At 65.8% G+C, this 12,165-nt stretch carries 12 protein-coding genes; 8 read left to right on the top strand and 4 right to left on the bottom strand.

Features of this window, described 5'->3' with window-relative positions; translation table 11 throughout:
* Window positions 1-107 precede the first annotated feature (107 nt).
* Window positions 108-1,142 (bottom strand): uroporphyrinogen decarboxylase, encoded by a 1,035-nt coding sequence (hemE, locus tag DCM80_RS02790; protein WP_257195643.1) that lies wholly within the window; start codon window positions 1,140-1,142, stop codon window positions 108-110.
* A gap of 102 nt (window positions 1,143-1,244) precedes the next feature.
* Between hemE and DCM80_RS02785 the strand changes: the two genes are divergently transcribed.
* Window positions 1,245-1,460 (top strand): hypothetical protein, encoded by a 216-nt coding sequence (locus DCM80_RS02785; protein ID WP_257195642.1) that lies wholly within the window; start codon window positions 1,245-1,247, stop codon window positions 1,458-1,460.
* A 176-nt stretch (window positions 1,461-1,636) separates the two neighbouring features.
* Window positions 1,637-3,541, top strand: coding sequence for a diguanylate cyclase (locus tag DCM80_RS02780; RefSeq protein ID WP_257195641.1), 1,905 nt, complete (start codon window positions 1,637-1,639; stop codon window positions 3,539-3,541).
* Between the two features lie 155 nt (window positions 3,542-3,696).
* On the opposite strand, the gene DCM80_RS02775 is transcribed toward DCM80_RS02780, so the two are convergent.
* Both DCM80_RS02775 and DCM80_RS02770 read right to left on the bottom strand, forming a co-directional pair.
* On the bottom strand, window positions 3,697-3,915 hold the full coding sequence (locus tag DCM80_RS02775; RefSeq protein ID WP_257195640.1) for a SlyX family protein: 219 nt from the start codon (window positions 3,913-3,915) through the stop codon (window positions 3,697-3,699).
* Window positions 3,905-4,672 carry a rhodanese-related sulfurtransferase gene (locus tag DCM80_RS02770; RefSeq protein WP_257195639.1) on the bottom strand — a complete coding sequence of 256 codons (768 nt, stop codon included), beginning with the start codon at window positions 4,670-4,672 and terminating at the stop codon, window positions 3,905-3,907. Before DCM80_RS02770 ends, DCM80_RS02775 begins: the two co-directional genes overlap by 11 nt.
* Window positions 4,673-4,870: 198 nt before the next feature.
* Between DCM80_RS02770 and ggt the strand changes: the two genes are divergently transcribed.
* The 5 genes from ggt to DCM80_RS02745 all read left to right on the top strand — a co-directional run bounded on the left by ggt (window position 4,871) and on the right by DCM80_RS02745 (window position 11,076).
* Window positions 4,871-6,457, top strand: coding sequence for a gamma-glutamyltransferase (gene ggt / locus DCM80_RS02765; protein WP_257195638.1), 1,587 nt, complete (start codon window positions 4,871-4,873; stop codon window positions 6,455-6,457).
* Window positions 6,458-6,621: 164 nt separating this feature from the next.
* A complete protein-coding gene (locus DCM80_RS02760; protein ID WP_257195637.1) occupies window positions 6,622-7,236 on the top strand; it encodes a (2Fe-2S)-binding protein in 615 nt (204 codons plus the stop codon).
* A gap of 4 nt (window positions 7,237-7,240) precedes the next feature.
* On the top strand, window positions 7,241-8,257 hold the full coding sequence (locus DCM80_RS02755) for a xanthine dehydrogenase family protein subunit M (RefSeq protein WP_257195635.1): 1,017 nt from the start codon (window positions 7,241-7,243) through the stop codon (window positions 8,255-8,257).
* A gap of 2 nt (window positions 8,258-8,259) precedes the next feature.
* Window positions 8,260-10,551, top strand: a complete 2,292-nt coding sequence (locus DCM80_RS02750; RefSeq protein ID WP_257195633.1) for a xanthine dehydrogenase family protein molybdopterin-binding subunit — start codon at window positions 8,260-8,262, stop codon at window positions 10,549-10,551.
* Window positions 10,552-10,611: 60 nt separating this feature from the next.
* The gene (locus tag DCM80_RS02745; RefSeq protein WP_257195632.1) at window positions 10,612-11,076 is read left to right on the top strand and encodes an FKBP-type peptidyl-prolyl cis-trans isomerase; all 465 of its coding nucleotides are present in this window, start codon (window positions 10,612-10,614) and stop codon (window positions 11,074-11,076) included.
* Window positions 11,077-11,232: 156 nt separating this feature from the next.
* Here the strand turns inward: DCM80_RS02745 and DCM80_RS02740 are convergent, their stop codons facing one another.
* Entirely contained in the window at window positions 11,233-11,451 is a 219-nt protein-coding gene (locus DCM80_RS02740) for a CsbD family protein (protein ID WP_257195631.1), read from the bottom strand.
* 128 nt (window positions 11,452-11,579) lie between these two features.
* Between DCM80_RS02740 and DCM80_RS02735 the strand changes: the two genes are divergently transcribed.
* Window positions 11,580-12,095: a cupin domain-containing protein gene (locus DCM80_RS02735; RefSeq protein WP_028134790.1), complete on the top strand. Its 516-nt coding sequence runs from the start codon at window positions 11,580-11,582 to the stop codon at window positions 12,093-12,095.
* The last annotated feature ends 70 nt before the right edge of the window (window positions 12,096-12,165 follow it).

The raw sequence follows: 12,165 nt of genomic DNA, 5'->3' as shown, positions 1-12,165 counted from the left end.
GTCATGCCCGGGCTCGTCCCGGGCATCCACGTTCTTCATGTCGCGTGGCAAGGCGTGGATGGCCGGGACGAGCCCGGCCATGACGATGCGGAGAGACCGCTCGCCGATCAGCCCCGCACGCGCTTGATCATCTGCTCGACATGGGCGATCGGCGTCTCGGGCTGGATGCCGTGGCCGAGATTGAAGATCAGGCGCCCTTGCGCGAAATTGGCCAGGACGTCGTCGATCGCGCGATCGAGCGCGGCGCCGCCCGCGATCAACACCAGCGGATCGAGATTGCCCTGCACGGCAACCTTGCTCTGCACGTGGTTGCGGATGAAGGCCGGCTCCGCGGTCCAGTCCATGCTGACCGCATTGACGCCGGTCGCCTCGACATAGGCCGGCAGCAGCGCGCCGGCGCCGCGAGGGAAGCCGATGATCTTGGCATCGGGCACCTTGGCCCGCACCCCCTCGACGATGCGCCGCGTCGGCTCGACCGACCAGCGCGCGAATTCGGCCGGCGGCAGCACGCCCGCCCAGGTGTCGAAGATCTGCAAGGCATTGGCGCCGGCTTCGAGCTGCGCCAGCAGGTATTGAACCGAGTTCTCGACCAGCACGTCGATGATTTCAGCGAACGCCTCCGGATGCCGGTAGGCCATCATCCGTGCCGGTGCCTGGTCGGGCGTGCCCTGGCCGGCGACCATGTAGGTCGCGACCGTCCACGGCGCGCCGCAGAAGCCGATCAGCGCGATCTTCGGATCCAGCGCGCCGCGCACGAGCTTGAGCGCCTGGAACACCGGCTCGAGCTTGCCGAAGTCGGCGCGCGGCGCCAGCGTCGCGACCTTGGCGGGATCATCCAGCGGATCCAGCCGCGGGCCCTCGCCGACCTCGAACCGCACCGAGCGGCCGAGCGCATAGGGGATGACGAGAATGTCCGAGAAGATGATTGCGGCGTCGAAGCCGAACCTGCGGATGGGCTGCAGCGTCACCTCGGCTGCAAGCTCCGGATTGAAGCAGAGGTCGAGGAAGCCGCCGGCCTTGGCGCGCACCTCGCGATATTCCGGCAGATAGCGGCCGGCCTGCCGCATCATCCACATGGGCGGGATGCTCTGGCGCTGGCCGGAGAGTACGTCGATGAAGGGCTTTTTTGCAGTTTGGGGCACGAATGGTCCTGAACAGGGTTATCGCCCCTGATACACCCTCGGCCCTCAGCGGAACAGGGGAACCAGCGCCGCAGCGCCGCGTTGACCCTGACGGAGGACATCATGGCTGAGACATTCAATCCCGCGCCGCCCGACAAGCACGCCGACGATCTGCACGAGGCGCTGGCCGCCGATCGGCAATCCAAGCTCGACGCCGGGCTGAAGGACAGCTTCCCGGCATCCGATCCCGTGAGCGCGACACAGCCGACGCCCTCGAAGGCCGATGCCGAGGCCGAAAGTCCCTCGCTCTGGGACAAGGTCAAGGCGATCTTCAGCTAGCGGGCGGAGGCGCACGCCGGATTCCGATAGGTTCGCTAATATCTTGTTAGCGATGCGCCGATTGCGGCGTCCGTAGGACTACCGGGAAACCGGCAGACTCTGCGTATTGCCGTCGCGATTTCAGAGTTCACTAATAGAAGCGGCAGAGGCTCCGAGCATCGGAGAAATTCTGCCGCATGAGTGCTACGACCCAGCGAACTGGATGGAGCCACCTGCCGTTGCGTGCGGCGGCTTTCGTCGCGCTGACCGGCGCGGCCATCCTCGGCGTCAGCGGCTGGCGCGAATGGACTGCGCGCGATGCGGTGCTGAGGGGTGCCGAGACCGAAATGGCGAACGTCGCCCGGTCGTTGACCCAGCATGCCGAGGACAGCCTCGATCTCCTGGATTCCGGGGTCGTCGGCGTCGTCAGCCGGCTCGAGATGGACGGCACTGCGCCGGTCACGGTCGCGAAGCTGCGCATCCTGCTGGAAGCGCGCAAGAAGGCCATCGAGCGCATTCACAGCCTCGCCATCATCGACGACCAGGGCAACTGGCTGACCTCGCCTGGGACGATCGGGTCAACGCTCAGCGATGACGGGTTCTTCCGCTATCATCGGCTCTCCTCGAAACGAGAGCCCCATGTCGGCCCTCCCGTAAAGAGCCTCCTGGACGGAGAATGGGTGGTCACGCTGTCGCGCCGCTTCAACAAGCCGGACGGTAGCTTCGGCGGCGTGGTGATCGCGACCATCAGCTCAAAGTATCTTTCGCATTTCTACGAGCAGTTCGAGATCGGCCGCAACAGCTCGGTGTCGCTCACGCATGGCGACGGCCTGATGATCGCGCGCAATCCCAGCAACGAGGCGTTCGTCGGACGCAGCGTTTCCGACACGCCGTTCTTCCGCGACGCCAGCCTGCAGCGGCCGAGCGGCGCCTACCATTTCAAGTCGCCGCTGGACGGTGCCGAGCGCGTCAGCTTCTTCAAGCGCAGCAGCCGTTTCCCTCTGCTCCTGATTGCCACGGTCGACAAGGACGAGCTGCTGGCGCCCTGGCGTGCCGCGGCAATCTCCCGCATGCTCTACGTCGTCGCGCTGGTGCTGCTGATCGCGGTCATCGGCGCCGTGCTGGTGCGGCAGCTGCAGCGCGGCCAGCGCATGGCCGCGGCGCTGGTCGAGAAGGAGGCGCATTTCCGCCTGCTCGCCGAAGGCTCCAGCGACATGGTGACCCGCATCGGGCTCGACGAGCACCTGCGCTATGTCTCGCCCTCATCCGTGCGCGTCGTCGGTTGGCGCCCCAATCAATTGGTCGGCACGCCGGCGCTGGCGGGCATCAATCCCGAGGATCTGCCGGCGGTTCAGGCCGTCGTCGACGCCATGAAGCGTGGCGAGCGGGAGGAGGCGCGCCTCACCTATCGCAACTCGCACCGGCAAGATGGCGAAGTCTGGCTGGAATCGACCATGCGGGTGACGCGCAAGGACAATGGCCGCGTCGACGGCGTGGTCGCGATCTCCCGCGACATCTCCGAGCAAAAGAAGCTGGAAACCAGGCTCGAGACGCTGGCGATCGAGGACAGCCTCACGGGCCTTGCCAACCGCCGCCGCTTCGACGAGCGGCTGAAGGAGGAGTGGGCGCGCGCTTATCGCGATCGCTCCAGCCTCGCTTTGCTGATGATCGATGTCGATCATTTCAAGGCCTACAACGACGAATACGGCCACCCCGCGGGCGATGCCTGCCTGCGCCTGGTCGCAAAGATCATCGCGGCCGAGACGCAGCGCGCCGGCGATCTGGCGGCGCGCTATGGCGGCGAGGAATTCGCCATGCTGCTGCCGAACACCGATGCCGCGGGCTGCGCCCAGGTGGGTGAACGGATCCGCAAGGCCATTCACGACGCCGGCCTCGTTCATGGCAGCAATCAGGCCGCCGGTTGCGTCACCGCCTCGGTCGGCGGTGCGACGTGCCGGCCCGCGCTGGAACGCACGGCGGGCGTGAGCTCGCTGCTTGAGGCGGCCGACCGCGCGCTCTACGAGGCCAAGGACGCAGGCCGCAACCGCCTGATGATGTCCGGCGAGCTCATGAATTTGCTGCCCAAGGCGTCCGGCCAGTAGGAGGGCCGGCCTGCGGATCATCGTGTCCCGGACGCGACACAACGTGAAACGGTGCGGCGCTGAGCCGGGACCCATGCTCTGTCTTCGCCGCAAGCTGGGGCCCGGTTCAGCAGCGCATCGCCAAGGGGGCTGCGCTGCGCCCGGGGCACGAGAATTCAATAATGCGGCGGCGGCTCGTTGGCAGGCCCAGGCGCATTGGCCTCGGCGTCCTGCAGCCGCTCGCCGAGCTCTGCGATCTTCCGCGTCAACAGATCGATCTGCTTCCACTGCGCGGTGATGGTCTGGTTCAACGTCTCGATCGTGTCTTCCTGATAGGCGAGGCGCGTCTCCAGCGTGTCGATGCGCTCGCTCAGCGTCCTGATCTCATTCGTCACGCGCTGAGTCCTTATTCCGTTCGCGCAAACCGTGGCCGAGCGCGACGCGCTCGTCGAACACGAAGCATTCGCCGCTCCATCGGCTCTGCGCCTCCGGCACCTCTTCCAGATATTTGAGGATGCCGCCCTTGAGGTGATAGACCTCGGCAAATCCACGCGCGAGCAGATGCGCGCTCGCCTTCTCGCAGCGGATGCCGCCGGTGCAGAACATCGCGATCTTCCGATGCTTTGCCGGATCGAGCCGCTCGGCGGCGAAATCCTTGAACTGGCCGAAGCTCCTGATGCCGGGATCGACCGCGCCCGCGAACGTTCCCATCGCCACCTCGAAGGCGTTGCGGGTGTCGAGCAGCAGCGTGTCGGGCGCGGAGATCAGTGCGTTCCATTCGCTTGCATCGACGTAGGTGCCGACTTGGCGGGTCGGATCGGCAGCGGCGTCGCCAAGGGTGACGATCTCCTTCTTCAGCCGCACCTTGAGCCGCCCGAACGGCATCGCCCCGGCGGTCGAGAATTTCAATTCGAGATTGTCGAGCCTGCCGCCGAACAGGTCGCCGTGGCCCAGCTCATGCGCGAAGGCGTCGATCGCGTCCGGCGCGCCGGCGAGCGTGCCGTTGATGCCCTCCTGCGCCAGCAGCACGCTGCCCTTCAGCTTCAGGCCGGCGCAGAATGCGCGCAGGGGCTCGCGCAGCTCGCGGTAATCCGGGAGGGCGGCGAACTGGTAGAAGGCTGCGACCTTGGTGACCGAATGCGGATCAGACATGGCGGCTCGTTTAGCAGGCGCCCGCCGCTCGGAAAACCCACATCGCCGCCGGCCGCGAAGGTCCATACGTCCAGCGGATGGCAGCCATTTCGCTGGCATGCCAGCATTGCCGAGGGCCGCGGGAATGTGTCATGTAGACCCGGTTTTTTCCGAGATGGCGCGCCACCCGCGCCCACGGCCAAGAGAGCAAGAAATTCGATGAGAAACTTCCATTTTCCCGGCAGGTCCACGGTCCATGCCACCAACGCGATGGTTGCGACCTCGCACCCGCAGGCCTCGCTCGCGGCGATCGAGGTGCTGCGCGAGGGCGGCACCGCGGTGGACGCGGCCGTGGCAGGCTCGGCCGTGCTCGGCGTGATCGAGCCGCAATCGACCGGCATCGGAGGCGACTGCTTCGCGCTGGTCCAGCCGCGCGGCGAGGGCAAGATCGTCGCCTATAACGGCTCCGGCCGCGCGCCGAAGGCGGCGAACGCCGACTGGTATCTCGAGCGCAAGATCAACTCCGTGCCGCTTACCTCGGCCCATGCGGTCTCGATCCCCGGCGTGGTCGATGCCTTCGCCACCGTCTTGCGCGATCACGGCAAGTTCGGCTTCGACCGGCTGCTCCAGCCCGCGATCAAGGCCGCCGAGGAGGGCTACGTCGTCGCGCCCCGCATCGCCTTCGACTGGAAGAACCAGTTCGAGAAGCTTAAGGCCGGCACCAACACGGTGCGTTACCTGCTGCCGGGCGGCCAGCCGCCGGTGGCGGGCGACGTCATCCGCCAGGCCGAGCTCGGCAAGACCCTGCGGGCGATCGCCAAGGACGGCCGCGATGCCTTCTACAAGGGCCCGATCGCGGAAGACATGGTCGAGACGCTGCGTGGGATCGGCGGCCTGCACACGCTGGACGATTTCGCCGCGCACACCACCGAGACGACGACGCCGATCGGCACCATGTACAAGGGCTATGATTTCTGGCAGTGCCCGCCGAACGGCCCGGGCGTCACCGCGCTCTTGATGCTCAACATCCTGTCGCGCTTCGATCTGACCAAGTACGCGCCCGTCAGCGTCGAGCGTTTCCATCTCGAGGCGGAAGCCGCGCGCATCGCCTACATGAACCGCGAGATGCATGTCGCCTCTCCCGAGCACATGAAGATCAACGTCGCCGAGATGCTCCAGAGGGGTTTCGCCGACGAGTACATCAGCAAGATCCGCATGGACGGCATGCTCGACCTGCCGAACGTCGCGCCGCCGATGAATCCCTCAACCATCTACATCACGGTGGTGGACAAGGACCGCAACGTCTGCTCGTTCATCAATTCAGTCGCGCATTCCTTCGGCTCGGCGATCGTCTCCAACAAGACCGGCGTCCTGTTCCAGAACCGCGCCGGCGGCTTCCGCATCCAGCCCGGCCATCCCAACTGCATCGAAGGCGGCAAGCGCCCGCTGCACACGATCATGCCCGGCCTGCTCACCAAGGGCGGCCGTTCGACGATGTCGTTTGCCGTGATGGGCGGACAGTATCAGCCGACCGGCCAGACCCATGTCTTGACCAACATCCTCGACTACGGCTGCGACGTGCAGGAGGCGATCGACATGCCGCGCGGCCTGCACTACGAGGGCCAGTATCAGCTCGAGGACAGCGTGCCGGCCGCAATCGTCGAGGGCCTGAAGAAGCTCGGTCACAAGACCACGAGCGTGGTCAGCCCACTCGGCGGCGCGCAGGCGATCTGGATCGATTGGGACAAGGGCACGCTCACCGGCGGTTCCGATCCGCGCAAGGACGGCTGCGCCCTGGGTTATTGATCCCAGCGAGTTCCTCGCACGACATCAGGAAAAGTTGACGAAGGGCGATGCGGCATTTGCCGCATCGCCCTTTCCCGTTCGGAACGGAGCTCATTGCTTCCGGTTAAGGGGCGATGAGCGGTGCAGGCGTGCGCTGCCTTGAGAGATCAGCGGCGGAGGCGTCGATGTCCGACACACCAGGTTCCAAGCAATCAGCATTCGATCGGCGGGCCTTCATGGCCGGCGCGGCCGGCAGCGCGCTGGTCCCGCTCACGGCCCGCGCGGCCGCAGAGGAGGGCCGGGACCCGGCGGCACAGGATCCGTCGCTTCCCGTCGATGTCACGCTGCGGATCAACGGCAAGGACAAGCGCCTGCACATCGACGCGCGAACCACGGTGCTCGATGCGCTGCGCGAACATCTCAAGCTCACCGGCAGCAAGAAGGGCTGCGATCACGGCCAGTGCGGCGCCTGCACGGTGCTGATCGACGACCGGCGGGTGGTGTCGTGCCTGACGCTCGCGCTTGCGGCCGAGGGGCAGGAGATCACGACGATCGAGGGTCTCGCCACCGACGACCGCCTGCATCCCATGCAGCAGGCCTTCATCGACAACGACGCGTTCCAGTGCGGCTATTGCACGCCCGGCCAGATCATGTCCGCCATTGCCTGCGTCAAGGAGGGCCATGCTGGCAGCGAGGCCGACATCCGCGAATATATGAGCGGAAATATCTGCCGCTGCGCCGCCTATCCCAACATCGTCGCCGCCGTGAAGCAGGCCGCGCCCGAGATCATGAAAGGCTAGGCGCATGCGACCGTTTTCGTACCAGAGGGCAACAGATCCCGCTACGGCCGTGCGGGCGCTCGGCGCCGCTGCGGCCGCGAACGATCCGCTGACCCAGGCCCGCGCGCAGCCGCTCGCCGGCGGCACCACGCTGATCGATTTGATGAAGCTCGACGTGATGAGGCCCGCCGCGATCGTCGACATCAATCCGCTCGCGCGTAGCTGGTCGGCAATCGAGCCCAAGGGCGATGGCGTGCGCCTCGGCGCGCTCGCGAAGATGTCGGACGTGGCCGCGCATGACGAAATTCAGCGCAGCTATCCGGTGATCGCCAATTCACTGAAGCTCGCCGCCAGCGCCCAGCTGCGCAACATGGCGACGCTCGGCGGCAACGTGATGCAGCGAACGCGTTGCAGCTATTTCCGCGACGTGTCCTACGACAATTGCAACAAGCGCAATCCGGGCTCGGGCTGCGCCGCTATGGACGGCGTCAACCGTATGCACGCGGTGCTCGGCGTCTCCGACCAGTGCATCGCGACCTATCCCGGCGATTTCGCGCAGGCGCTGATGGCTCTGGATGCAACGGTCGAGATCACCGGAAAATCCGGTGCCCGCAGCCTGCCGTTTGCCCAGCTGCACAAGGCGCCCGGTACCACACCCGAGATCGAGACCACGCTGCAACCGGGTGAGCTGATCTCGGCGTTCTCCATCTCCGGACTCTGGCCCCGATCGGTCTATCTCAAGGCGCGCGACCGGCAGTCCTACGAGTTTGCGCTGTCCTCTGCTGCGGTCGCGCTCGACGTGCAGAACGGCACGATCCGCGATGCGCGCGTCGCGCTCGGCGGTGTCGCCACCGTGCCCTGGCGGGCGCGCGAGGCGGAGGCGCTGTTGAAAGGACAGACATTCGATGACGGCCTGGCGCAGCGTGTTGCCGATGCCGCCTTCGCGGACGCCAGGGGACGCCGGCACAACAGCTTCAAGATCGCGCTCGGCAAGCGCGTCGTGGCACGTGCGCTCCAGCAGGCCGCAACGATGGAGATCTGATCATGACCGCTGCCGCTCCCGAGCCGAAGGCGAACATGGGCCAGCCTGTGCCGCGCTACGACGCGGTCGTAAAGGTGACGGGGCGCGCCACCTATGCGTCCGACATGCCGCTCGCCGATCCCGCCTATGCCTTCCTCGTCACCAGCGCCATCGCCAAGGGACGGATCGACGGCTTCGATTACGATGAAGCCAGGCGTGTCCGCGGCGTGATTGATATCGTCACCCACGAGAACGCACCGAAGCTGAAGGATTCCAAGCTCTTCAGCAACGGCGGCTATGCAGGAACGACGATCCAGCCGCTCAAATCCGCCGAGATCGCCCATGACGGCCAGATCATCGCGGTCGTCGTTGCCGAGACCTACGAGGCGGCGCGCGAGGCCGCCAACCGCGTCAAGGTCAGCTACACCGCGACCACGCCAAGCGCGACCTTCGACTCGCCGGGAACGACGGCGGCGGCTGCGAAGGGGCAGAATGCCCAGTTCAAGGAAGACCCGAAGGTCGGAGATTTCGCCAAGGCGTTCGACGAGGCCGAGGTCAAGCTGACCGCCTCCTACGAGACGCCGACGCAGCATCACAACCCGATGGAGTTGTTCTCGACGAGCTGCGCCTGGATGGGCGACGAACTCGTCATCTACGAGCCGAGCCAGTTCGTCTATGGCCTGAAGTATGGCGTGGCCGAGCAGCTCGGCATCGACGCCGACAAGGTGCGCGTGGTCAACCCCTATGTCGGCGGCGGCTTCGGTGCGCGCGGCTCCATGACGCCGCGCACCGCCATCATCGCGGGCATCGCCAAGCGGCTGAACCGGCCGGTCAAGCTGGTCCCGACCCGCGACCAGGGCTTTACCATCACCACCTACCGCGCCGAGACGCGCCACGAGATCAAGCTTGGCGCGCGCCCCGACGGCAAGCTGGTCGCGCTCAGACACGAGGGCGCCGAGGTTTCATCGCGCCCCGACGCCTATTGCGTCGGTGGCACCAAGACGACGACGCGCCTCTATGCCTGTCCGAATGTCGACAGCCTGGTCTCGATCGTGCGGGCCGACCGCAACACGCCCGGCTTCATGCGCTCGCCGCCGGAGGTGCCGTATCTGTTCGCGCTGGAAAGCGCGATGGACGAGCTCGCGGTCAAGCTGAACATGGATCCGGTCGAGCTTCGCCGTATCAATGACGCCACCAACGAGCCCATCGGCGGCAAGCCTTACACCTCGCGCTCGCTGATGGCCTGCTTCGACGAGGCCGTCAAGGCGTTCGGCTGGGCGCAGCGCTCGCCTCAGCCCAAATCGATGTCGGACGGTGACTGGCTGATCGGCTATGGCTGTGCCGCAACCTGCTATCCGGCGCAGATGGGGCCCGCCGCAGCACGCGTGCGGCTGCAGCGCGACGGCCGCACCCGGGTCGAGATCGCCGGCCACGAGATCGGCACGGGCGCCTACACCGTCATTGCCCAGACCGCGGCCGAAAGGCTCGGCGTGCCGCTCGAGAAGGTCGCGGTCTTCATCGGCGACAGCGATCTGCCGCCGGCGCCCGTTGCCGGAGGCTCGAATTCCACGGCCAGCACCTGCTCGGTGGTGACGATGGTGTGCGACCAGATCCGGCAGCGTCTGTTCAAGGCGGTGATGCCGGGCCAAAGCCTGACGGACAAGGCCAGGGAGACCGTGGGCATCGGCCAGACACCGGCCACGCAGGCCGCGAAGGGAGATCAGCCACTGGATCTGGAGAAGGCATTCGACGCCCTCGGGGTCGGCGTGGTCGAGGAATATGGCGAGTGGAAGCCGGAAGGCGCGCCGCCGGATTCCTTCCGCGCCATGCATAGCGGGCAGGTGCGGCTCGTGGGCGGTCACCAGATGAAGGACCAGATCGCCTATGCGTTCGGCGCGGAGTTCGTCGAGGTCCGCGTCAATCGCTTCACGCATGAGATCCGCTGCCCCCGCCTGGTCGGCGCCTTCGCCGCGGGCCGCATCATGAACCCGCGCACCGCGCGCAGCCAGCTGATGGGCGGACTGATCTGGGGCATGTCCTCGGCCTTGCTGGAGGCCACCGAGATCGACGAGCGCAATGCGCGCTACGTCAACGACAATCTTGCCGATTACCTCGTGCCCGTGAATGCGGACGTCGCCGACGTCGAGGTCATCCTGCTGTCCGAGCAGGATGACCGCATCAATCCCGTCGGCGTGAAGGGCGTCGGCGAGCTCGGCAATGTCGGCACCAATGCGGCGATCTGCAATGCGATCTACCATGCCACGGGCCAGCGCATCCGCAAGCTCCCGGTCCGGCTGGAAAATATCGAGGTGTGAGGGGTGGAAACCCCACCCGCGTTGCGCTAGACACCTTCCGCCTCAAACGGAAGGTGCCTTATGCAGCGTTTCCAGCGCGCGCTCCTCAACCTGATGTCGGCACTCGCGATCACCGTGATCGCAGGCGTGTCGCATTTCGTGTCCACCACGGCCTCGGCCCAGACCGCAGGAAAGACCATGACCACAGCTTCAGGCTTGCAGATCATCGATTCCACAGTCGGCACCGGTGCCTCGCCGCAGACCGGCCAGATCTGCGTGATGCACTATACCGGCTGGCTCTATGAGAACGGCCAGAAGGGCAAGAAATTCGACAGCTCCGTCGATCGCAAGGAGCCGTTCGAATTCCCGATCGGCAAGGGCCGCGTCATCGCCGGCTGGGACGAGGGTGTTGCTTCCATGAAGGTCGGCGGCAAGCGTACGCTGATCATCCCGCCGCAGCTCGGCTACGGCGCGCGCGGCGCCGGCGGCGTGATCCCGCCGAATGCGACATTGATGTTCGACGTGGAATTGCTCGCGGTGAAGTGACAGCGCAGCCGTCATTCCGGGGCGGCTCAAGAGCCGAACGCGCAATCTTGAGATCCCGGGTTCGATGCTGCGCATCGCGCCGGGATGACTGAGCAAGACATAACAACAAAAAGACCGGCCTTTCGGCCGGTCTTCTCGCATTCAGATTTGCGTGCGTCACTCCGCCGCGCGCTTTGCGGCTGCCGCGGCGCGATCGATCGCATCCTTGGCGGCGTCCTTGGCATCGCCCATGGCCTGCTGGCCCTTGCCCTTCACTTCCTGGACCACGCCTTCGCCTTTCAGGCGGTCGGAACCGGTGGCGTCGCCGATGCCCTGCTTGGCCTTGCCGATCGCCTCGTTGGCGGTGCCTTTGATTTTGTCGGTCGTGCTGCCCATGAAACTCTCCTTCCATTTTGCTCGCAAGGACAACGTCCTGGAGCTATGAGGGTTCCAATTTTGTTATGGCTCACGGGCGAAGCTTCGGGTTAGTTTGCCGCGCACGGAAGCAACAGAAAGCAAGTCCCATGACCGGCCATGACCACTCGCACTCCCACCATGATCACGATCATCATGATGATCGCTGGAAACATGACGGCGTGCGCGTCATTCCCGGCAACCAGCTCGATACCAATGTGCCTTCCACAGCCGGCATGGATCGTGCGGCCGCCATCAATTTCGCGCGCGTCGGCGCGCAGAAATTGTGGGCGGGCACGGTCAGCATCAAGCCCGATGCCAAGACCGGCGCACATCACCACGGCCATCTCGAAAGCGTCATCTACGTCGTGAAGGGCAAGGCGCGGATGCGCTGGGGCGAGAGCCTGCAATTCACGGCGGAGGCCGGCCCCGGCGATTTCATCTTCGTCCCGCCTTACGTGCCCCATCAGGAGATCAATGCCAGCCCGGACGAGGTGCTGGAATGCGTGCTGGTGCGCAGCGACGGCGAGGCCGTGGCGATCAACCTCGATATCGAGCCGGTCGAGAAGCCCGAGACCGTGCTGTGGATCGATCCGGTGCATCGGGATCCGAACGAGAAGAAATAAGCCTGAGGGTCCGCCTGCCGGTTCTACGCGGCCGAAGCGGCAGGCGGCCTGAAAAAATATCCGGAAGCGC

This window comes from Bradyrhizobium sp. WBOS08, assembly GCF_024585125.1.
Classification (GTDB): Bacteria; Pseudomonadota; Alphaproteobacteria; order Rhizobiales; family Xanthobacteraceae; genus Bradyrhizobium; species Bradyrhizobium japonicum_B.
Note: the sequence above shows the minus strand (reverse complement) of the source record. Positions and strands in the feature narration are given on the sequence as shown.

Bases quoted from the DNA above. Each gene is read 5' to 3' on its own strand.
- DCM80_RS02735 (WP_028134790.1), top strand. From the start codon at position 11,580: ATGACCGGCCATGACCACTCGCACTCCCACCATGATCACGATCATCAT.
- DCM80_RS02745 (WP_257195632.1), top strand. From the start codon at position 10,612: ATGCAGCGTTTCCAGCGCGCGCTCCTCAACCTGATGTCGGCACTCGCG.
- DCM80_RS02770 (WP_257195639.1), bottom strand. From the start codon at position 4,672: ATGTCTGATCCGCATTCGGTCACCAAGGTCGCAGCCTTCTACCAGTTC.
- DCM80_RS02750 (WP_257195633.1), top strand. From the start codon at position 8,260: ATGACCGCTGCCGCTCCCGAGCCGAAGGCGAACATGGGCCAGCCTGTG.
- DCM80_RS02760 (WP_257195637.1), top strand. From the start codon at position 6,622: ATGTCCGACACACCAGGTTCCAAGCAATCAGCATTCGATCGGCGGGCC.
- DCM80_RS02785 (WP_257195642.1), top strand. From the start codon at position 1,245: ATGGCTGAGACATTCAATCCCGCGCCGCCCGACAAGCACGCCGACGAT.
- DCM80_RS02740 (WP_257195631.1), bottom strand. From the start codon at position 11,451: ATGGGCAGCACGACCGACAAAATCAAAGGCACCGCCAACGAGGCGATC.
- DCM80_RS02755 (WP_257195635.1), top strand. From the start codon at position 7,241: ATGCGACCGTTTTCGTACCAGAGGGCAACAGATCCCGCTACGGCCGTG.
- ggt (WP_257195638.1), top strand. From the start codon at position 4,871: ATGAGAAACTTCCATTTTCCCGGCAGGTCCACGGTCCATGCCACCAAC.
- DCM80_RS02780 (WP_257195641.1), top strand. From the start codon at position 1,637: ATGAGTGCTACGACCCAGCGAACTGGATGGAGCCACCTGCCGTTGCGT.